The sequence below is a fragment of the Corynebacterium ulceribovis DSM 45146 genome (assembly GCF_000372445.1).
GTDB classification, from domain to species: Bacteria; Actinomycetota; Actinomycetes; order Mycobacteriales; family Mycobacteriaceae; genus Corynebacterium; species Corynebacterium ulceribovis.
Genome location: NZ_AQUY01000002.1, coordinates 14,532 through 34,122, shown reverse-complemented (window position 1 = coordinate 34,122; position 19,591 = coordinate 14,532). Strand labels below are relative to the sequence as shown.

20 protein-coding genes and 1 riboswitch are annotated in these 19,591 nt (G+C 58.3%); of the genes, 10 read left to right on the top strand and 10 right to left on the bottom strand.

The features are described from left to right. Positions 1-400: 400 nt before the first annotated feature. From A3EC_RS0105665 to A3EC_RS0105655, 3 genes are all read right to left on the bottom strand, one after another. Positions 401-1,162: an enoyl-CoA hydratase gene (locus tag A3EC_RS0105665; protein ID WP_018024210.1), complete on the bottom strand. Its 762-nt coding sequence runs from the start codon at positions 1,160-1,162 to the stop codon at positions 401-403. A gap of 90 nt (positions 1,163-1,252) precedes the next feature. Continuing rightward, the gene (locus A3EC_RS0105660) at positions 1,253-2,116 is read right to left on the bottom strand and encodes an aldo/keto reductase (protein ID WP_018024209.1); all 864 of its coding nucleotides are present in this window, start codon (positions 2,114-2,116) and stop codon (positions 1,253-1,255) included. A gap of 19 nt (positions 2,117-2,135) precedes the next feature. After that, positions 2,136-3,743: an FMN-binding glutamate synthase family protein gene (locus A3EC_RS0105655; RefSeq protein ID WP_018024208.1), complete on the bottom strand. Its 1,608-nt coding sequence runs from the start codon at positions 3,741-3,743 to the stop codon at positions 2,136-2,138. Between the two features lie 222 nt (positions 3,744-3,965). Between A3EC_RS0105655 and A3EC_RS0105650 the strand changes: the two genes are divergently transcribed. Further along, positions 3,966-4,874 carry an ABC transporter ATP-binding protein gene (locus A3EC_RS0105650; protein ID WP_026162247.1) on the top strand — a complete coding sequence of 303 codons (909 nt, stop codon included), beginning with the start codon at positions 3,966-3,968 and terminating at the stop codon, positions 4,872-4,874. Next, on the top strand, positions 4,871-6,091 hold the full coding sequence (locus A3EC_RS11510) for an ABC transporter permease (protein WP_018024206.1): 1,221 nt from the start codon (positions 4,871-4,873) through the stop codon (positions 6,089-6,091). The genes A3EC_RS0105650 and A3EC_RS11510 overlap by 4 nt, the downstream gene beginning before the upstream one ends. A 106-nt stretch (positions 6,092-6,197) precedes the next feature. On the opposite strand, the gene A3EC_RS11505 is transcribed toward A3EC_RS11510, so the two are convergent. Next, positions 6,198-6,509 (bottom strand): FKBP-type peptidyl-prolyl cis-trans isomerase, encoded by a 312-nt coding sequence (locus A3EC_RS11505; RefSeq protein WP_018024205.1) that lies wholly within the window; start codon positions 6,507-6,509, stop codon positions 6,198-6,200. Positions 6,510-6,659: 150 nt separating this feature from the next. Next, complete coding sequence (locus tag A3EC_RS0105635) at positions 6,660-7,955, bottom strand: citrate synthase (RefSeq protein WP_018024204.1); 1,296 nt, start codon at positions 7,953-7,955, stop codon at positions 6,660-6,662. Between the two features lie 598 nt (positions 7,956-8,553). Between A3EC_RS0105635 and A3EC_RS0105625 the strand changes: the two genes are divergently transcribed. The 4 genes from A3EC_RS0105625 (at position 8,554) to A3EC_RS11495 (ending at position 12,552) form a co-directional block, all read left to right on the top strand. Further along, positions 8,554-9,165: a hypothetical protein gene (locus A3EC_RS0105625; RefSeq protein WP_156812864.1), complete on the top strand. Its 612-nt coding sequence runs from the start codon at positions 8,554-8,556 to the stop codon at positions 9,163-9,165. Positions 9,166-9,263: 98 nt separating this feature from the next. Next, positions 9,264-10,397, top strand: a complete 1,134-nt coding sequence (gene serC / locus A3EC_RS0105620; protein WP_018024201.1) for a phosphoserine transaminase — start codon at positions 9,264-9,266, stop codon at positions 10,395-10,397. A 106-nt stretch (positions 10,398-10,503) separates the two neighbouring features. Then, positions 10,504-11,643, top strand: a complete 1,140-nt coding sequence (sepH, locus tag A3EC_RS11500) for a septation protein SepH (RefSeq protein ID WP_018024200.1) — start codon at positions 10,504-10,506, stop codon at positions 11,641-11,643. Between the two features lie 18 nt (positions 11,644-11,661). After that, positions 11,662-12,552, top strand: coding sequence for a DUF6928 family protein (locus A3EC_RS11495; protein ID WP_018024199.1), 891 nt, complete (start codon positions 11,662-11,664; stop codon positions 12,550-12,552). On the opposite strand, the gene A3EC_RS0105605 is transcribed toward A3EC_RS11495, so the two are convergent. Both A3EC_RS0105605 and A3EC_RS0105600 read right to left on the bottom strand, forming a co-directional pair. Beyond that, positions 12,525-13,373: a TrmH family RNA methyltransferase gene (locus A3EC_RS0105605; protein WP_018024198.1), complete on the bottom strand. Its 849-nt coding sequence runs from the start codon at positions 13,371-13,373 to the stop codon at positions 12,525-12,527. The two genes, A3EC_RS11495 and A3EC_RS0105605, sit on opposite strands and share 28 nt — an antisense overlap. Before the next feature lie 37 nt (positions 13,374-13,410). Beyond that, positions 13,411-14,901 (bottom strand): NCS2 family permease, encoded by a 1,491-nt coding sequence (locus tag A3EC_RS0105600; protein ID WP_018024197.1) that lies wholly within the window; start codon positions 14,899-14,901, stop codon positions 13,411-13,413. Between the two features lie 79 nt (positions 14,902-14,980). Here A3EC_RS0105600 and A3EC_RS0105595 point away from each other — a divergent pair, with 79 nt between their 5' ends. Next, positions 14,981-15,271 (top strand): DUF2530 domain-containing protein, encoded by a 291-nt coding sequence (locus A3EC_RS0105595; RefSeq protein ID WP_018024196.1) that lies wholly within the window; start codon positions 14,981-14,983, stop codon positions 15,269-15,271. Between the two features lie 21 nt (positions 15,272-15,292). On the opposite strand, the gene A3EC_RS11490 is transcribed toward A3EC_RS0105595, so the two are convergent. Beyond that, the gene (locus A3EC_RS11490) at positions 15,293-15,922 is read right to left on the bottom strand and encodes a DUF3027 domain-containing protein (RefSeq protein ID WP_425386770.1); all 630 of its coding nucleotides are present in this window, start codon (positions 15,920-15,922) and stop codon (positions 15,293-15,295) included. Between the two features lie 97 nt (positions 15,923-16,019). Between A3EC_RS11490 and A3EC_RS0105585 the strand changes: the two genes are divergently transcribed. Both A3EC_RS0105585 and A3EC_RS0105580 read left to right on the top strand, forming a co-directional pair. Next, entirely contained in the window at positions 16,020-16,898 is an 879-nt protein-coding gene (locus A3EC_RS0105585; RefSeq protein WP_245532953.1) for a glutaminyl-peptide cyclotransferase, read from the top strand. A gap of 34 nt (positions 16,899-16,932) precedes the next feature. Beyond that, complete coding sequence (locus tag A3EC_RS0105580) at positions 16,933-17,454, top strand: DUF2771 domain-containing protein (protein WP_018024193.1); 522 nt, start codon at positions 16,933-16,935, stop codon at positions 17,452-17,454. Positions 17,455-17,492: 38 nt separating this feature from the next. Here A3EC_RS0105580 and A3EC_RS0105575 read toward each other — a convergent pair whose 3' ends face one another. Continuing rightward, positions 17,493-17,879 carry a cold-shock protein gene (locus A3EC_RS0105575; RefSeq protein ID WP_018024192.1) on the bottom strand — a complete coding sequence of 129 codons (387 nt, stop codon included), beginning with the start codon at positions 17,877-17,879 and terminating at the stop codon, positions 17,493-17,495. A 478-nt stretch (positions 17,880-18,357) separates the two neighbouring features. Continuing rightward, positions 18,358-18,526: riboswitch (cyclic di-AMP (ydaO/yuaA leader) on the top strand. A gap of 12 nt (positions 18,527-18,538) precedes the next feature. Here A3EC_RS0105575 and A3EC_RS0105565 point away from each other — a divergent pair. Further along, positions 18,539-19,132 (top strand): resuscitation-promoting factor Rpf1 domain-containing protein, encoded by a 594-nt coding sequence (locus A3EC_RS0105565; RefSeq protein WP_018024190.1) that lies wholly within the window; start codon positions 18,539-18,541, stop codon positions 19,130-19,132. A gap of 203 nt (positions 19,133-19,335) precedes the next feature. On the opposite strand, the gene A3EC_RS0105560 is transcribed toward A3EC_RS0105565, so the two are convergent. Continuing rightward, complete coding sequence (locus tag A3EC_RS0105560) at positions 19,336-19,539, bottom strand: hypothetical protein (RefSeq protein WP_018024189.1); 204 nt, start codon at positions 19,537-19,539, stop codon at positions 19,336-19,338. Between the last annotated feature and the right edge of the window lie 52 nt (positions 19,540-19,591).

The following is a 19,591-nucleotide window of genomic DNA, read 5'->3' as shown; positions in this document are numbered from 1 at the left end:
CTTGCTGACTCTTAAGTCACATAACGTCTCAAGATGTGGGTTAACTCACGCCTTTAACGCTCTTGCAGGAAACTTACCCTGTGAAGGTTGCAATATGTAACCCAAGACACAAGAAAGCTTAGAAATAGTTCAATTACTACCCCCGAAAAATAACTATCTAGCGCTGATTTTAGAACATTTCATGGGCGGAAACCGCCCCAAGCCAACCAAAACCCCTGCATATCAAGCTTTCCCAATCGCAATTAACTTTCATCAAGAAAATAGTGATGTGGAACACTAATCCCCCCGCCAATTACGCGGGCCACACTGCAAAAACAGCCGAAGCATTTCAGTTAATCTGCATTAACTATTGGAGCTAGCAGCGTTCCGCTACTCAATTTCTGCAGGTAAACAGCTTGTTTTATTGCCCCTTGAACACTGGTCGGCGCTTCTGTGCCCGAGCTGAGAACGCTTCGGTTAAATCCTCGGACTTCCACACCGCTGCAAAGGCTTCTCGTTCGTTCGCAAGCTCAGCATCACGTGTTGCATCATTGTTAAGCACAACCTTTGCATGTTGGAGAGACAGCGGCGCGAGCGCCGCAACTTCCGCCACAAACTCCTCCGCCGCAGCGCTATCCCCCAAGATGCTCGCGAAGCGGCATGCAAACGCTTCCTCAGCAGGAATCCGCTCCGCCGCGAGCAACATGACGCGAGCGCGCGCTGGGCCAAACAGTTCTGCCGCCCGCCGAATCGTCCAGCTATCCACGGCAATACCTAGCCGCGCCGGTGGAATCCGAAACCACGCGTCCTTCCCTACGACCCGCAAATCACAGGCCAGGGACACTTGCACACCTGCGCCCACCGCAGGCCCCTGAATATTAGCCACCACTGGCTTCGGCAAGGTCTGCATCAGATCCAGCATCTGACGGGCATCTTCACTAAAGGTCGACTCCGTCAATTTGGCGTCTAGGTCCATACCCGAGCAAAACGAAGAGCCCGTGCCTTCAAATAACACGACACGCACTTCCTTATCGTCAATAAGCGACTGCAGGAAGGAAGTGACCTGCCGGCACATCGCTGAAGTCAGTGCGTTGTGCTTTGCTGGGCGGTTAAACCGCACCCGGGCGACGTTTCCGTCGATGGTGCAGATGACGTCTTGGGAAGCTGGGTTAGTTTCGAACACAAAAACTTAGCGTAGCGATAGAAAACCCCCACCGCGGAAAAATGACCACGGTGGGGGTAGGTGCGCTGCTATCTCAGCGGACGCAGCAGGTTAAACGCCGGTGAACGTCCGCGGATCGCCTCCTTGGAGACCATCGGCGGAATCCAGCGCGGTAATGGCCGCAGTTTCGTCGGGAGTCAACGCAAAATCGAAAATGGACGCGTTCTCCACCATGCGGCTTGGGTTAGTCGTCTTCGGAATCACCACGTTGCCCAGCTCAATATGCCAACGCAGCACAATCTGCGCTGGGGTCTTGCCATACTTTTCCGCCAACTCCGGAATCGGTGACATCTCAAACTGACGACCGCGCCCCAGCGGCGACCAGCCCACCGACACGATTCCACGGCGCGCGTTATCTTCACGCTGCTCGGCCTGCGACCAGCATGGGTGCATTTCAATCTGGTTACACACCGGCCGCTGCCCAGTCGCTTCCTCCAGCTCATCGAGCGCTTCAGGGAAGAAGTTGGACACACCAGCGCTGCGAATCAGGCCGCGGTCCTTCGCTTCCAGCAGGGTCTGCCAGCACTCAATGTAGGTGCCTAACTGCGGGGCTGGCCAATGCACCAGCGCCAAGTCGACATATTCCAGCTGCATGCGGTCCAGGGACTCCTGCAGCGACTTGCGGGTGTTATCCGCCGATTGCATGTCATTCCACACTTTGGTGGTGATGAATAGGTCTTCTCGGGTGACCAGACCTTCGGCGATAGCGTCGCGAACACCGCGGCCTACACCAGTTTCATTGTGGTACAACACTGCGGTGTCGATGTGACGGTAACCAGCCCGGATGGCGGCAAGCACAGCCACTTGGGCTTGGTCATCATCCATTTTGTACACGCCCAGTCCAACTTGTGGCATGGACTGGCCATCATTGAGTTGTGTGCTTGGGATTTCTAGGGGCACGACGTTATCACTCATGCCCCTAGGTTACGCGTAGTTAGGCGTTTGCTGGGCGGCTTGGAGAGAAAGTATCTGCCGACGCACGATCCCAGTCATCAGCCCAACCGATAAACCGAGTGCCTTCTAGCAGTTCGCCTTCCTGCAGCCAGTTGTGCAGTTCAGCGTAGCTTTCAGCGCGGGTCACGTCCGTGCGGCGCATCACCTTGGATGGGTCCAGCTCATCGAACTCTTCCAGGCCCATGGAGGCGATCAGCTGCGCGGCCTGGCGCACTGTTGCATTGTGGTAGTTGCGCACACGGTCACCGCGGGACTCCACATGCAGGCCCTTCCACAGGGACTTGTCCTGCGTTGCCACACCGACTGGGCATTCGTTGGTGTGGCACTTCTGCGCCTGAATACAGCCGGTTGCCATCATCATGGCGCGAGCGGAGCTACAGAAATCGGCGCCGATAGCCATTCGGCGGACAATATCCACACCGGTGACAATTTTGCCGGAGGCACCAATCTTCACACGGTCACGCAGTCCAGCGCCGACTAGGGCATTGTGCACAATCATCAGGCCGTCGGTCAGTGGCATACCCATGCGGTCGGAGTATTCCAGTGGAGCGGCACCGGTACCGCCTTCGGCACCGTCGACAATGATGAAGTCTGGGCAGATGTCCAGTTCCAGCATTGCCTTGACTACTGCCAGGAATTCCACGCGGGAGCCGACGCACAGTTTGAAGCCAACTGGTTTGCCAGCGCTGAGCTCCCGCATCTTCGCCATGAACTGAATCAGTTCCCGTGGGGTGCTGTATACGCGGTGGTGCGCTGGGGAGTTCACGCCGACGCCCACTTTCACGCCACGGACTTCCGCGATGACTTCGTCAACCTTTTCACCCGGCAGCATGCCGCCAAGGCCCGGCTTCGCGCCTTGCGACACCTTCAGGTAGGTGGCTTTCACCTCTGGGGTGGCTGCTTTGTCACGGAACTTCTCTTCGTCGAAGCCGCCGTCAGCGGTGCGGCAACCAAAGTAACCGGTACCGATCTGCCAGAACAGGTCAGCGCCATACTTCAGGTGGTGCGGCGAGATGGAACCTTCGCCGGTGTCCTGGGCAAATTTGCCGTAGGCTGCGCCTTTATTCATCGCTTCGACTGCGTTCGGTGACAGCGAGCCGAAGGACATGGCGGAGATATTCAGGATGGATGCGTCGTATGGTTGGGTGCATTCTGGTCCGCCGAGCCGCACGCGAGGGTCGGAGGTTTTCATTTCCTTCGGAGCCATGGAATGCACCAGGTATTCGTAGCCTGGGTCGGTGATTTCCCGTTCGGTACCGAAGGATTTTTTCGCACCGAGGCCTTTGGCGCGTTCGTAGACAACGGTTCGAGTATCGCGGTCGAATGGTCGGCCGTCGAAGTTACGTTCTACAAAGTACTGCTGCATCTCTGGACGGATTGCCTCCAGGATGTAGCGAGCCCGGCCTAGCACTGGGTAGTTGCGGAGCAGGGAGTGGTTGGTTTGGACCAGGTCGTAGGCACATACCAAGTCCAGGAACACAACGATTGCCACCAGGATGGACCACCACGGCGATACAAACCACGCCAAAGCGGCGGAGGCAGCTGTGAATAGGAAAAGGACGACCAGAATTCCAGCACGATTAATCACGCTTTTAGGCTACTAGCATTGTTGAACGGACGGGGGCACCCGGGTACTAACTAGGCCGGTGGTACAGGTTGGCGCTGCTTATTGACGTTTATATTCGGGCGAAATCAGATTTCCTACCCAAACGCATATCCGGCTCTTCGATTAACTTCGACCGTAGGAACATTCTCAGTAAGCACAGACTGTGAGAATGCGCATTCAATCCCACTTGAAGAAGGAGCTCAGATGGCTGGTCATCCCCTTGTCATCGACCGAGTGAGTAAGAGCTATGGCGACTTACGTGCTCTAGACGAAATGTCATTTACCGTCCACCCCGGAGAGACGTACGGCTTTGTCGGCGCCAACGGTGCCGGAAAGTCCACAACAATGCGGATTGCTATGGGAGTGTTGGCTGCGGACTCTGGCCAAGTGCTTGTGGGAAACCAGCCGATGGACGATTCGCTGCGTCGCCTCGTGGGATATATGCCCGAAGAGCGTGGCCTTTATCCGAAGGCCAGCTGCGAATCTCAGCTGGTGTACTTCGCCCGCCTGCATGGCATGGATAAGGCGGCTGCCAGCCAGTCCGCGAGTGATCTGCTTGAGGCATTTAATTTAACTGACCGTAAGGACGACAAAGTTGAAACGTTGTCGTTGGGTAACCAGCAGCGCGTCCAGCTGGCCGCTGCGCTGGTGCACCGCCCACAGATCCTGATTCTTGATGAGCCGTTCTCCGGTTTGGACCCGATCGCCGTGCAAGTGATGGCCGACGCACTACAGCAACGTGCCGCGCAGGGCGTTCCGGTTTTGTTTTCCTCACACCAGCTGGATCTGGTGCAGCGCCTATGCGACCGCGTTGGCATTATCCGCGGCGGCAAAATGCTGGCCGAAGGCCCAGTGGCGCAGCTGCGCGCCGCAGGTTCAGTGATTCTGGAGGTGCACTGCCCTACCGCTCCATTTGGCTGGGCCGGCAATGTGCCGGGTGTGCGCTCGGTAGCGCAAAAAGAAGGATGGACGCAGGTGACGTTGGAAACTGACGCGCCAGAAGACACTGACCAGCTGGTACTGCGCGCTGCACTGTCCCATGGTCCGGTGCACCACTTTGCCCGCAAGCTGCCAACTCTGACTGAGCTGTACCAGGAGGTTATTGCCCAATGAGCGACTACAAATATTCTTCCGCCAGCGCCATCAAATTGGTTGCCGCTCGCGAATTCGGTGCATTCATCCGCAACAAAAGCGTCATTGCCACCTTCGTCATCATGGTGCTCGGCATTATCGCCGCAATGGGACTGACGGCGTTCCTCTCTGACGGCAAATCTGAGTCGGAAGCTGATCAGATTGCTGTGGTGCAGGAAGAACCGGAGTTCCTCAAGCCAATTACCGCGCAAGCAGGTCAGGAAGGCGCTCCGAATTACCAGGCGATGGTGGTGGACACTCCAGACACGGCACGCGAAGTAGTTGAATCCGGGGACGCTAAGGCCGCGTTGATTCAGGCAGATGGGCAAGATTCTTGGCGCTTGGTGTCGAAGAATCCGCAATGGGAGTTGAATTCGTTACTTCAAAGCGCGTTAGCTAGCTGGGCTGAGGCGAATGCCCTCGAACGGCTCGGGGTCGACCCCGCACAAGTCGCTGAGTTGAAAGGCTCGCCAACCATCACCAGTGAGAATCTCGACGAGGAAGAGGACAGCATAGAGACCATTGCGCCCCTTCTCGTTGCCCTAGTCGGCGTGGGTCTGATGATGATGGCAATTATGATTTTCGCCGGCAACGTCGGTATGTCGGTCACCGAAGAGAAGTCGTCGCGCGTTGTAGAGATCATGTTGGCTACCGTTCGGCCTTTCGACTTGCTGGCCGGCAAGCTGCTTGGCATTGGTGCGGTTGGGCTCCTTCAGATGGGAGTGTTGGTACTCATTGGCGCCATCGGCATGAGCACGGTGGATCTTGGTATCGATCTCAATGTGCCATTGATGCTGTGGGTCTACTTGATTCTCTTCTTCCTGCTCGGGTACTTCTTCTTCGCTTCGATGTACGCCGCTACTGGTGCGACTGTGAGTCGTTCGGAAGACCTGTCTTCGGCGCAGATGCCAGTGATGCTGCTTGCTTTGCTCACCATTTATGTGCCGATGTTTGGCTGGATGAACACTGACGCAACGTTCATGCAGGTGGCTGGTTGGTTGCCGCCAGTTTCGGCAGCCGCTGCCCCATTGATGTACGCCAGTGGCGAATTCGGTCACGTGCAGATGGTGTCGTCTGCGGCGCTGCTGTTCATTGCGACGGTGGCAGTCAACTGGCTCAGCGCCCGGATTTACCGCGCCACAATCATGCTGACTGGTGCACGAGTCACGTGGGCGAAGGCACTGAAGCTCGCCAAATAGTGCCTAGTCCGCGACCATGCGGACGCTTCAATAACGAAAAAGCCTGCTCTGGAGAATCTCTCCGAGCAGGCTTTTCATAGGCGCCACTATCGGTGGCGCACTGGTTTTACTTCACGTCCAGCAAGTCGATGACGAAAACCAGGGTCTTGCCGCCGAGTGGGTGGCGGCCAGCTGGGCCGTAGGCCAGGTGCGGTGGGCAGATCAGTTCGCGACGGCCGCCGACCTTCATGCCAGGCATGCCCAGCTGCCAGCCGGAAATCAGGCTGCGCAGTGGGAATTCGATGGCTTCGCCGCGGGACCAAGAGCTGTCGAATTCTTCACCGGTGTCGTAGTCCACGCCGAGGTAGTGGATCTTCACGGTGGCGCCCTTCGGGCATTCTGGTCCGTCGCCGACAACAATGTCGTTGATTTCCAGCATGTCCGGCTTTGGGCCGACCTTTGGTTCAACTTCTGGGCGTTCGAGTTCAGCCANTACAGGTGTCCTTTTTAAATCGTTGGGAGTTAACGCCAAACGGCTAGGGAGAGCATTCCTAAGAACGCCGACCCTAGCCGTCAATAAGCAAATGCTTTAGCGCGCGTCGCGTGGGGTGACGGTGCGGTGTGCCTGGCCGGTGTAAATCTGGCGTGGGCGGTTGATCTTGTTCTTCGGGTCGTTCAGCTGCTCGGTGTAGTGAGCGATCCAGCCTGGCAGGCGGCCCATTGCGAACAGGACGGTGAAGAAGTCGGTTGGGAAGCCCATCGCGCGGTAGATGAGGCCGGTGTAGAAGTCGACGTTCGGGTAGAGGTTACGGGTGATGAAGTAGTCATCAGCCAGTGCAATCTCTTCCAGCTTCATGGCCAGGTCCAGCAGGTGGTCGCCGCCGAGGTGGTTCAGGACCTCGTGTGCGGTTTCCTTGGCCAGGGCTGCGCGTGGGTCGTAAGACTTGTACACGCGGTGGCCGAAGCCCATGAGCTTGACGCCCTTTTCCTTGTTCTTGACGCGGTTCATGTAGTCGGTCGCGTCGCCGCCCTGCTTGTCGATTTCCTCGAGCATTTCCAGAACAGCCTGGTTTGCGCCACCGTGCAGTGGGCCGGACAGTGCGTTGATGCCCGCTGCGATGGAGACGAACATGTTCGCCTGGGAGGAGCCGACCATGCGGACGGTGGAGGTGGAGCAGTTCTGCTCGTGGTCTGCGTGCAGGATGAGCAGGCGGTCCAGAGCCTTCACCAGGATTGGGTCAACCTCGTAGTCCTCGGTTGGGAAGCCGAACATCATGCGCAGGAAGTTCTCGCGTGCGTTCAGGCTGTTGTCTGGGTACATGTATGGCTGACCGTTGCGGGCGCGGTGCGAGTATGCAGCCAGCATTGGGACCTTAGCCATCAGGCGGTACATAGCCAGTTCGTTGTTTTCTGGAACCAGTGGGTCCAGTTCGTCCTGGTAGTAGGTGGACAGAATGTTCACCGCGGAAGCCAGGGTTGCCATTGGGTGCGCGTTGCGCGGGAAGATGGAGAACTGAGACTTGAAGTCCTCATCCAGCAGGGTGTGGCGGCGGATGTTGGTGTTGAACTTGGCGGCCTGCTCTTCGTTTGGCAGTTCACCGTTGATCAGCAGGTACGAGACCTCGTTGAAGGTTGCGTTTTCTGCCAGGTCCTTGATGTCGTAACCGCGGTAACGCAGGATGCCTTCTGCACCGTCGATGTAGCAGATTTCCGATTCGACCGAGCCGGTGTTCACGTAGCCGTAGTCAAGGGTGGTGTAGCCGGTGCTAGCCAGCATCTTGCCCAGATCGATACCGTCATTGCCTTCGTTGGCCTTGACGATGTTCATCTCGTACTCGCCACCAGGGTAGTGAAGTACAGCCTTGTCAGAATTCTCAGTAGCCACAGCTAGCCTTTCGCTCTATTTCTTCTGAGGAGCGCTAACCCCTCTGCAGTTTCTTCTGCGGTGACCCGCATGTCTGAATGTCCGCCCTGCGAAGCCGAACCTTCCCGGTCAAACCTTCAGACAGTGCGCCACAGGTAGCCGAAACCCCTGCGGTATTCATTGTGCACCACAATCGTGGACTGGAACACACACTAACAAACGTGTGACTCTCGCAACAGTCTTTGCAGAAATTGCGGAATCCGCGGGGGGAATTAGCTGCCTCAATTCTACTCTGAAAACGTGCATTGCGTCACGTCACGGCCATTTACGGTGGCTACAGCGTTATTACCCCCCACCACTCCCCCTCGGGGTGAACTCCAATCATTCATTTAGAAATTATCCTCAAACCAATCTTCACAACCTTTGCAAAACCCATTTCTTTCTAGTTATAGACCGCAAACTTTGCCCCCAAATGCGGCGAAAACTCACCGTGCTAACTCGGCGAAATGTGAGTGCCACGCCAATCGATGGTCATTTTTCCTAGCCCAAATCCGCGAAATTCTCCCCCTCCACCTCGATTTGATGAGAGAGACACCACTCAATGAAATAGGCTGCAGATGTGAAGAAAATTATTCTTGCAGCCCTCGCCTGCCCCACCATGTTCCTGACCGCCTGCAGCCTCGGGGAACCGGAGCCAGTAACGATCACCAACGCCTATAACGCCACCGTCCCCGACTTTAAGCCCTCTGGTGGTGAGATTCTGGGTGACAGCCCTAGGAACAACGTTAGTTCTCGGACTACACGGACCACCGGCCATACTGTGGTCATTGGCTATGGCAACGCAAAAGCCGAGAAGATCGACAAGTGGATGGAAAAGAATCCCGCTTTCCCAGATTCGTCCCCACTGAAGGAGAAAGCCATCGCCGACGACACCGCTTTCCCAGAAACAATTGGCACCGGCGATGACAAACTGAATCTAGTTTCAGTGCGGTGCTACTCGACGCCTCGCCTTGACGACTACTCAACTAAGAACTCAGCAGTCATCGAGGTTTACGCAGCCGATAATAAGAAGAATGACCACGCCACAAAGGTTGTCGTCTCACGATACGAAAACTCGCTAGGCTGCCCGGATGCTGAATACGAAACCATCAAGCACCTTGTCGGCAAGAAGGGCGGCAGTAATTGGGCGGACGTCGCCAACAACGTCCTCGACATTCTTTCCGGCCGCTAATACCCCCAAAGCCCGGATACTTTCACCTGTTTGCATAAAATACGGGGTAGAATATTGACATTCTTTACCCGCGTCGAAGAAGAAAAGAAGGTTGGCCCATGTCCGATCAGTTCCCTGTCTTGCCCGCAGACCAACTCCCTGCCGACGGCCGTTTCGGTTGTGGCCCATCCAAGGTTCGTCCTGAGCAGGTGCAGGCAGTTGTCGACGGTGCAGTGAACATCATCGGTACCTCGCACCGCCAGCCAGCGGTCAAGGACGTTGTCGGCTCGGTCCGTGACGGCCTGTCCAACCTGTTCTCCCTGCCAGAAGGCTACGAGATTGTGCTGTCCCTGGGTGGCGCAACCGCGTTCTGGGATGCGGCCACCTTCGGCCTCATCGAGAACAAGTCCCTGCACCTTTCTTACGGCGAGTTCTCCTCGAAGTTCGCTAAGGCCGCTAAGCAGGCGCCATGGCTGGAAGACCCAATTGTCATTGAGTCCGAGGTCGGCGACACCCCTGCCCCACAGACCGCTGAAGGCGTTGACCTGATTGGTTGGGCACACAACGAAACCTCGACCGGTGCGATGGTGCCAATCGTGCGCCCGGAAGGCTCCGAAGGTCAGCTCGTTGCTATTGACGCAACTTCCGGTGCCGGTGGCCTGCCAGTCGACATGTCCCAGGCGGACGTCTACTACTTCTCCCCACAGAAGTGCTTCGCGTCCGACGGTGGCCTGTGGCTGGCTGCGATGTCTCCAGCTGCAATTGAGCGCATCGAGAAGATCGCTGCTTCCGACCGCTTCATCCCAGCATTCTTGGACCTGAAGACCGCCGTTGACAACTCCCGCAAGAACCAGACCTACAACACCCCAGCCGTGGGCACCCTGCTCATGCTGGACAACCAGGTCAAGTGGATGAACGAAAACGGCGGCCTGGCTGGCATGGTGGAGCGCACCACCGCTTCCTCCAACCACCTGTACAAGTGGGCTGAGGGCCGCGCTGAGGCCACCCCATTTGTCACCGACCCAGCGAAGCGTTCCCTGGTCGTGGGCACCATCGACTTCAACGACGACATCGATGCGGCCAAGATCGCGAAGATTCTGCGCGCGAACGGTGTTCTGGACACCGAGCCTTACCGCAAGCTGGGCCGCAACCAGCTGCGTATCGGCATGTTCCCAGCTATCGACACTGCTGATGTGGAGAAGCTGACCGCCGCTATCGATACCATCCTCGACAACGGTTGGGCACAGGCCTAACTAGCCCAACCTGCGGACATACACGCCGCTGCTTCCCCGGAATCCACGGGGATGCGGCGGCTTTCGTCTATTCTGGGCTATTAGAACTGATCTTTAAGGAGGATCCATGCGCGAGCTGCGGTTCAACGCAGAACTATCCACTGCCGAAGAGATCATCGTCGAGTTCGTGGCCCCAGACGACTCCGCCGATGGCACCGCCACCACGGCAAACCGCATGCGTCTGCCGGTCACTAGTCAACTCAAAGCACTGCTTATTGACGAAAACCAGGCATCGAATTCCGACAGCAAGTCGGCCGAAACCCCTGACTCAGAGAACTCCGAGAGTCCGGAATCCGCGTCTGGGGAGGACAAACCAGCGGAGCCAGCTGCTGCTAAGCAAGCTGCTGCTGAGCCTCAGCAGCCAGCACCGCCTGCCGAACCTGAAAAGCCTGCCAAACCAACCATTGTGCTGCGTCCTCGAGAAATCCAAGACCGCGTTCGCGCCGGGGCCTCTGTCGATGACCTTGCAGCAGAAACCGGGATGGCAGAACGCAAGATTGAGCCGTTCGCACACCCAGTTCTGCTCGAACGGGCCCGCATCGCCGAGCTAGGTAAAGACGCTCGCCCAGTGCGCAGCGATGGACCAGCAGAACTCAGCTTGCTGGAAGTCCTCGACACTGCGTTTGCTGCCCGTGGCAACGACATTTCCGAAGCAACATGGGATGCCTGGCGGGATCGCACCGGCCAGTGGATTATTGCCGTGCACTTTGAGGTCGGACTGTCCAGCAGCACCGCGGAATGGTCCTTCCACCCAGGTGGCGGTCGCGCTGCGACTGCAGTTGCTCGGAACAACATTGCTGCCGACCTCATTGACCCAGATTTTGCGAACCCAGTGCGTAGCCTGTCAGCAGTGGGCCCGATGGGTGGCGCCGCAAGCAATCATGTTGCTGGCCAAGATGCGATGCCGTCCGCCCCAACTGCGCAGCGTCGCACCCCTGCTGGCTCGCATGCCCCAACCCAACAAGGCCAGGGTGGCCGTGGCCAAGGTCCAGACACCGACCGGATCGTGCTGGACGAAAAGTCAGGCGGCCATGTGGGCGCGGGGTCACAACCTTCCGAGGAAGCGCCACAGAACGTCGACGATGCCGAAGCCGATAGTTTCTTGCAGCACCCAGAAGAAGAGCAGCCTCGTCGTCGCCGTCGCAAGACAGTACTTCCAAGCTGGGACGACGTCCTGCTTGATGTTCGGCCAACGGGTAAGAAATAGCGTGTAAAGGAAGCCGTGATGAGCTCGAATAGTTTCCCGCAGTCGTCGGCTTCTGACCATGCCGCCGCTGTCACGTTCTGGTTTGCTACAGTCGCCGAACCCAAGCAAGTACTTGCAAACGATCCGAAAGTCGACCGTGGCTTCGGCCGGAAGTTCCTTGCTCAGTTCAACCCGACGCTGCCAGTCACGCACCTCGGTGATTTCCCGCTCAACCGCTCCGCCACGGTTGGCGCCGCTGAGATTTATGTCGCGGGCTATAACGGCCTAGCAGTACTGCAAGTCCGGCTCGATGACCCACGGCACCTGTCCACAGTGGATCCTCGGCTGCTAGAGCAGATTTCAGCCACTGACGTATTCGCATTCCACAGTGAACCGGATACCCGCCATGCAGGTTACGCCCACTGGCGAGCTGGAAAGCTAGTGCGCAGCTTGTGCATGTCTCAAACCAAAATCTACGAAGATATCGGAATCCCCGGAGGCTTCGAGGGGCCATTTTGGGCCGGTAAACGCGGCGGTGACCGCGGCGGTATCTCCCTGCCATTCGACCCAGTGGACCTAGTTGCAGAGGCACAGGTGCACTGGCTGGGATTCGACCCAGCCGCCAATGAATTTGATATCCCAGTGGCTGGTTTTGCGGTCGATGGCCGGAAGCCGCCCCGCACATCTGCTGTCGACTTCGCTGCAGAATACCAGCGAGCTCATACCGAAGACCAGGAAGATACTGCTGATAGCTATGACGACTACGAAGTCGCCGATAGCGATGTCGACGGTGACGCTATGCACAAGGTCAAAGACGCAGCGAAAACTAGCTGGTCTGCCACAGAACGGGTGCTCCGAGTAGCCGGTTCAGGGCTTAACCGTGCCCGGCGCGCCGTGTGGAATCAGCTGCAAAAGCGCAACCGCTCATAACAAGCGATTGCCGCGGCGGTAGCCACATTCAAGCTATCTGTGCCCGGTGCCATCGGAATTTTGGCACGCTGGCTACACGCCCGCATTGCATGCCGAGTTAAGCCTGGCCCTTCAGCGCCCACCACAATGGCCACCTTGTCGTGGTCCATTGCTTCCCACAGTTCGGAGGCATCGTCTGCTGGCGTCATCGCCACGGTGTGAAAGCCGGCGTCATGGAGCATGTCGAAAGAACGCTGCCACGTCGTCGTGGTGCCCGGTAGCGTTGCAAACGGCAACCGCAGCACCTGCCCCATCGAAACGCGAACCGATCGCCGAAACAGCGGATCCGCGCAGGCGGCGCCGAACAAGACGCCGTCCACATGCATGCCTGCGGCGTTACGGAAAATAGCGCCAATGTTCTCATGGTCACCTACCCCTTCCAGCACCATTAAGGTGCGGGACTGGGCAATGATGTCCGCGACCGGAAGCTCCGGCGCTCGCGCTGCGCAGGCAACCAGACCGCGGTGCATGTCAAACCCCGCGACTTCTTTCAGAGTGTCGCGATCCACGGTGTAGATCGCCGCATCGTCAGCAGCCAGAAGTTCCGACACCCTTTCGTCATCAAGCAATGCTTTTACCTTGTCGGGGAAGCCGACGACGGTACCCACCGGAAACCTGGACTCAATGAGGCGTGGGGTGACTAGCAAGCCCTCAGAGATGACCAAGCCTTTGCCGCCCGGGAGATCTGGGCGACGGTCGCTGTGGTTGAGGTCGCGGATGTCGTCCAGACGTGGGTCGGCTGGGTCAGTGATGTGGATGGGAGTCACGGTGGTGCGGGACATAGTCACAAAATGCCGTGGTCGCGTGGAGCGGCGGCCGTTACGCGCCGGCCAGCGCGGACTGGACTGGGCCTGCAGCGAAGAACAGCAGGAACAGTGCGGCGATGATGTACATCAATGGGTGAATCTGCTTGCCGCGGCCAGCAGCCAGCCCCATGATGGCGAACGTGACGAACCCGACGCCGATACCGTTGGCGATCGAGTAGGTAAACGGCATGGTGACAATGGTCAGGAAGGCCGGCAGGGCAACGTCGAAACGCTGCCAGTTAATGTCAGTGACCTGCGACATCATCATCGCACCGACAACCACCAGCACTGGGGCGGCAGCTTCCAGCGGCACAATTTCGTACAGCGGGGTCAAGAACATCGCGGCAAGGAACAGCACACCGGTGACAATATTGGCCAAGCCGGTGCGTGCGCCGTCACCGATGCCAGCGGCAGAGTCGACGTAGACGGTGTTCGAGGAGACGGAGAACGCACCACCGACGACGGCACCTGCGCCTTCGACGACCAGCGCGCGCTTCATGTCTGGCAGCACGCCATCCTTATCAGCCAAACCAGCCTGCTTGCCCAGGCCGGTCATGGTGCCCATTGCATCGAAGAAGTTGGCCAGCAGCAGGGTGAACACCAGCATGGTGACCGACAGGAAACCGATGCGTGGGAAAGCGCCGAAGAGGTCGACGTTACCTAGCAGCGACAGGTCTGGCAGACCGCCAATGGATTCTGGGGCGGTTGGCACAGCAAGGTTCCAGCCAGTTGGGTTTGGCTCACCGTCAACGAAGGACGGGCCGGACGGCTTCACGGCTTCGACAATCAGCGCCAAAATGGTGGTGGCGACAATACCGATGAACAGGCCACCTGGTACCTTGCGAACAACCAAAATGCCGCAGATGAGCAGACCAACACAGAAAACCAGAGTTGGCAGCGATGCGATGGAGCCATTGATGCCAAGGCCCACTGGGACAGTGGTTCCGGCGATGTCTGGGACGCGGCGGACGAAACCAGCGCCGACCAGACCAATGATGGTGATGAACATGCCGATACCGACCGTCATAGCGGACTTCATATCGGATGGGATGGCGTGGAACACCATTTCGCGGAAGCCGGACACCGCCAAAATGACGATGATAATACCGTTGATCACCACGAGGCCCATGGCTTCTGGCCAGGTAAGGCCTTCATGGGCGACGAAGGTGACGGCAACCAGCGTGTTGATTCCCAGGCCGGCGGCGAGGCCGAATGGGTACCGGGCGATGATGCCGAAGAGGATGGTCAGCAGCCCCGCGGCAAAAGCCGTTGCGGCAGCTACCGGGGCAATGCCCAAGGTGGTGCCTTCATGGTCGGCGACGGTGCCGAGGATGAGTGGGTTAAGGATGACGATGTATGCCATCGCGAAGAAGGTGACAACACCGCCGCGCAGCTCGGTGGTGATGCTGGAGCCGCGTTCCGAAATATGGAAGTAGCGGTCCAAGAAATTTGTTGGCTCGGGCCGCTCGGTCAGCGGCTGCTGCTCAACGTCAGGTTGCGTCATCTGGTTCCCCTATGTCTATGACGGTCACTATGGAATTGGTCCATCCGGTAGATTTCCACTTGTGGAGGAAAATTGCCAAATGACCAGCAGTGCCGATAGCTCAGGGGAAAGTGCGCCACCACCAGCACACAAAGAAGAAGTGCAGCTACCAGCCATTGTCAATGATCCGCGGCCCGCGCTCGGCATCGGAATTGCGATCTTCCTCATAGCTGGCATTGTCATCACCACCCAAAGCAGTTGGACGGCCGCAGCCGCACTGACGTGCTGGGCAGGTGTGGTTGCCGGTGCACTCGGTTGGGGTGTGTACGCGTGGCAGCGCACCGCAGTTCGCCGCGGCGCGCAATGGGTCCAGGACGGGCTCGACGGCTAGTGATTTAGTCTGGCGCGACGGCTAGTCGGAGTAGTCCAGCATCTGGTCGAAGCGTTGCGGCGGTGCATACGGGTCCACTTCCGGTTGCGGGGTGTCCGCATGAGCTCCGCACCCGTAGGTCAGAGCCACGACCTGGCCATCAGCGGAATATTCATTGGTGCAGACGCCAAACTGCTCGCCCACTTCCCCATCAATTGGAACCTGGAAAGCACAGGTGCGACACCGCGGTTCTGCCGTTTTCGAAATTGGGGCGTCCGGCCCAGTGTCGCCGAGTCGCCACCGTTTCATGGCAGCTTTCCGGCCTGCAGCGGTCAGAACTTTTCCAGGCTCGGCTGGGTCGGCATCGGGATTGTCCGGGTTGGGCGCCAAGCGCGGGTCATCTGGCGCAGGTGGCATCAAGTCCCCAGGGCCAAGGTCACCGGGACGAATCCGGTCTTCATAAGGTACCCAGTCTGGGGCCTGCAGTGCGCGGTCACCGGGCAGCAGCGCTAGTTCGGAGACGGTGAGGTGTTCGCTGCCTGGGGCCGCCGCGAGGACTGCCACCCAGTGCCAGCCACGGTAGCCCGGCAGATGCGCCTCAAAGTGATGGCTTGCGACGTTATCCTCCCCGAGGACCACGCCCATATGGTCACCTACCGTGCCTTCGTCCATCTCTTCCAGCGCTTGGCGCGCCAAGTCAATGGCTGCTGCGCCGAGCAAGTGCTTTGATTTCGGTCGACGTTTGTTACGGGAAGTCACACCCCTCATTATGGCTGACCGCTGGCATGATGAGGGCATGCACGCCCAGTTCCCGTTTCCTTCCCGTTCAAGTCGGCAGCCGCGCACCGGCTTTTTCTCGGTTGTCGCAGTGAGCGCGGCGGCGCTGCTGCTGGCCGGATGTGGCACCAATCCGTCAACAAGCAATGACGCCCAGCCGAAGGAACCGCAACGATTAACGCCCACGGTGGTCGCTGACTTCCCTTGGGATAGCACGAGTTTCACCCAGGGTCTGGAGGTTGATGCCAACGGTGACCTCATTGTGAGCACCGGCATGTACGGGCAGTCGCGGATTTACCGCACGAACCTGGCGGGCGGGCAACGCGATAGTCAGGACTTGCCGCCGGAGCAGTTCGGCGAAGGTCTCACCCGCACTGGCGACACGGTCTGGCAGCTGACGTGGAAAGCAGGCACCGCCATTAAGCGCAACGCTCACACCTTAAAGGAAACCGGAACCGCCAGCTACGACGGTGAAGGGTGGGGGCTGTGCGCGCTGCCGGGCAAGCTGGTGATGTCCGATGGCAGCGGCGACCTGACTTTCCGCGACCCCGACACATTCGATGCCACCGGCACACTCACCGTCACGAATAACGGCGCGGCAACCACGATGCTCAATGAATTGGAGTGTGTGGCGGACGGGCCGCTGGCCGGGGTGTGGGCGAATGTGTGGCAAAGCGATGAGATTTACCGCATTGACCCCGAATCTGGGCAAGTGACGGCGGCGGTGGAAGCGTCTGGGCTGCTCACGGAACAGGAGGCAGCGCAGGCGGATGTGCTCAATGGCATTGCCCATATCCCGGGCACGGATCGGATGTATCTCACGGGTAAGTATTGGCCACGCGTGTTCGAAGTGGAGTTCACTGGGCAGTAGAGTGGTGAGGTGCATCGTCTACTCGGAGGATTAAGTGGCAGCGAAGCGTAAAGATAATCGCCTGTGGATTTTGGTCGCCATGCTGGCAGGTGTGGCAGTCATTGTGACCGGCGCGGTGGTGTTCCAGCAGTGGTGGAACCAGCGGCCAGGCACCAATCCGGAGGAGGTCGCGCTGACCGCGAAGGTAGCCGGGTCCGAAACGGAAGTGCTGCCGTATCAGGTGTGTAAGCCAGGTGAGGCCTGTTCTGAGCGCAAACCGGCGTTGGTGAAGATTCCGGCGGGCGAGAAAATGCTGTTGGATATTCACCCTGAGGTGGCCGACCACGACTGGTCGCTACTGCGGATTTATGACGACCCTGCCGCGAACTCTGAGGACTACTTCACCGCTAATCAGGAATCCAGCATTGAGATTGAGCCGACTAAGCAGGTGGGCGGCGATAAAAAAGAGACTGCCCGACTAGTGGTAGTCGAAGTGCAGTCTCTGTTGATTGGCCGGGATTCCAATAATGAAGAAACCCCGGTGCAGGTTGTGTGGTCAATTGAGGTTGGCCACTAGGCGTGCGGCCTTGGGGCTACAGCCTTAGGCGTGCGACTTTAGGCGTCGAGTTCGCGTGCGACGGCGCGCAGAATCTCGGATACTTGGCGCCCGGTTTTGTGGTCCGGGTAGCGGCCGGCGGATAGTGCTGGCTGCACCGCGTTTTCCAGCAGAGTCATCAGGTCAGCGACGATGCTGTTGAGTTCTTCTGCGGAGTGCTTGTGCGCCTTCTTTGCCCGCGGCGACTTGCCTAGGTCCAGAATCCGGTGCACCTGTGGCCCACGGGAAGCCGAAATGTATTCGTATTCCATGCGCTGGCCACGGTCGAGTTCGTCAACGCCTTCCGGCAGCACAGACCGCCCGACGTAGACATCTTCATCGCCGGGGTTGGATACGAAGCCGAAGCCACGCTCTGGGTCGTACCATTTCACCTTGCCAATAGGCATAGTGTCACCACTCCATTTCTCGGGTGAGGCATTACTGCGTTGATTGAGGTTTGTTTGAGTTTAGTTTCGAATCGGTGCAGCTGGTGCTGCAGATTGAACTAAATAGTCTACCGCGTCTGGGTGCAAAACCGAATTTTTGGGCTTTTTGACGTTAATCAGCGGTCATCTGGTGGCGAGTTACGCTGGCACGCGTGTGACTAGTGTGACCACTGTTATTGAGCCCCTCGCACGCATTACAGTGACCTTCGTCACTTCTAGCAATTTCACTAGCCCCTTGGGGAACCCCCGATTCCTTTGCGCTACCTGCTGAGACGTCAACATCTTTTGATATCGAAACGATAACCCTCAGAAACATTCATGTACCCAGAACGTGACTATTTCGTTACAAACCGGGTAGGCTCGTTCCCAACGCGCCGCGCAAACGGTTGCCAGGCACCGCCTAACCTCGTCCTGACTGGCAATCAATGCGGTGAGCAAGAAGTCCATACTGCACATCTTTCTCTTCTTTTGGACGAGGTCGGAGAAACCACCCAGCAAGCCAGCTGGTCTGGTCACAACCGTGGCCTAGGGGTGAAGCCGATTATTCGGCAGGGCATCCTCCGCCCTAACCCGACAGCTAACTTCGACGGCGAATAGAAATACGAGAGGCTTTACCCACAATGGCACGTCACGCTAAGAAGACCGTCCGCTCCACCACCCTGTCCGTCGCCGCTTTCGGCGCCATCGCAGTGACCTCCGGTCTGCTTGCACCGACCGCATCCGCTGCCCCAGACTCCGACTGGGATCGTCTCGCACAGTGCGAATCCGGCGGCAACTGGGCCATCAACACCGGCAACGGCTACCACGGCGGCCTGCAGTTCTCCCCATCGACCTGGAACGCATACGGCGGCCAGAAGTACGCTGCAACCGCTGACCAGGCCACCCGCGAACAGCAGATCGCAGTTGCCGAAAAGGTACTCGCAGGTCAGGGTTGGGGCGCATGGCCAGCATGCTCCGCACGTCTGGGCCTGAACTCCGCACCGACCCCACGCACCGCGCCAGCAGCTAAGCCAGCTGCTAAGAAGCCAGCACCAACCGCACAGCAGGCTGTCGCCAAGCTGGCCAAGGCTGACGACGCTGTGGAAATCGACCGCGCATACGCCGCTCTCGTCGACGCCTTCGGCTCCGCTGGCCTGGCTCTGCCAAAGGAAGTTCACAACTTCTACAAGGCCAACCGCGCTGAGCTGAACCGCGCATACAACGCCTTCAACTAAGCGACTGCGTGGCAGCCAAGCAGCCATTGCTTTCGCCGCCGCTTCATCAACAAGCGCCTGTCCAGAGCGAGACAATTTCAGCTCATGGGCAGGCGCTTTTGTGTAGCTCGTTTGAACCTATCTAGGCACGCAAAAAGGTGCCGCTTCCACTCGGGAAGCGGCCCCTGTTTCCGTCAAAAAGCTAACTGAATGCTGGACGCGAACTAGCTAGGGCGGTTGATCGAGGTGAATGGGTGCACGTAAGGCAGGTTCTCAGCTGGAACTGGGAACTCATCTTCACCGAATGGGCTCAGCGCACCAGCCCACTTCGCCACGATTTCGGTTACTGGGTGCTCATCGGCGGCCAGGTTCTGCGGCCAGCCCGGATCAACGTAGTTCTTCTTTTCAATGTTCGCCATGGCAGTCATTATCGCATGCCACCGGCACTAAGTCACCTCTCATAGCTAAACTGGGGTGGTC

Bases quoted from the DNA above. Each gene is read 5' to 3' on its own strand.
- A3EC_RS0105660 (WP_018024209.1), bottom strand. From the start codon at position 2,116: ATGAGTGATAACGTCGTGCCCCTAGAAATCCCAAGCACACAACTCAAT.
- A3EC_RS0105650 (WP_026162247.1), top strand. From the start codon at position 3,966: ATGGCTGGTCATCCCCTTGTCATCGACCGAGTGAGTAAGAGCTATGGC.
- A3EC_RS11510 (WP_018024206.1), top strand. From the start codon at position 4,871: ATGAGCGACTACAAATATTCTTCCGCCAGCGCCATCAAATTGGTTGCC.
- A3EC_RS11505 (WP_018024205.1), bottom strand. From the start codon at position 6,509: ATGCTGGAAATCAACGACATTGTTGTCGGCGACGGACCAGAATGCCCG.
- serC (WP_018024201.1), top strand. From the start codon at position 9,264: ATGTCCGATCAGTTCCCTGTCTTGCCCGCAGACCAACTCCCTGCCGAC.
- sepH (WP_018024200.1), top strand. From the start codon at position 10,504: ATGCGCGAGCTGCGGTTCAACGCAGAACTATCCACTGCCGAAGAGATC.
- A3EC_RS11495 (WP_018024199.1), top strand. From the start codon at position 11,662: ATGAGCTCGAATAGTTTCCCGCAGTCGTCGGCTTCTGACCATGCCGCC.
- A3EC_RS0105605 (WP_018024198.1), bottom strand. From the start codon at position 13,373: ATGTCCCGCACCACCGTGACTCCCATCCACATCACTGACCCAGCCGAC.
- A3EC_RS0105600 (WP_018024197.1), bottom strand. From the start codon at position 14,901: ATGACGCAACCTGACGTTGAGCAGCAGCCGCTGACCGAGCGGCCCGAG.
- A3EC_RS0105595 (WP_018024196.1), top strand. From the start codon at position 14,981: ATGACCAGCAGTGCCGATAGCTCAGGGGAAAGTGCGCCACCACCAGCA.
- A3EC_RS11490 (WP_425386770.1), bottom strand. From the start codon at position 15,922: ATGGACGAAGGCACGGTAGGTGACCATATGGGCGTGGTCCTCGGGGAG.
- A3EC_RS0105585 (WP_245532953.1), top strand. From the start codon at position 16,020: ATGGCTGACCGCTGGCATGATGAGGGCATGCACGCCCAGTTCCCGTTT.
- A3EC_RS0105575 (WP_018024192.1), bottom strand. From the start codon at position 17,879: ATGCCTATTGGCAAGGTGAAATGGTACGACCCAGAGCGTGGCTTCGGC.
- A3EC_RS0105565 (WP_018024190.1), top strand. From the start codon at position 18,539: ATGGCACGTCACGCTAAGAAGACCGTCCGCTCCACCACCCTGTCCGTC.
- A3EC_RS0105560 (WP_018024189.1), bottom strand. From the start codon at position 19,539: ATGACTGCCATGGCGAACATTGAAAAGAAGAACTACGTTGATCCGGGC.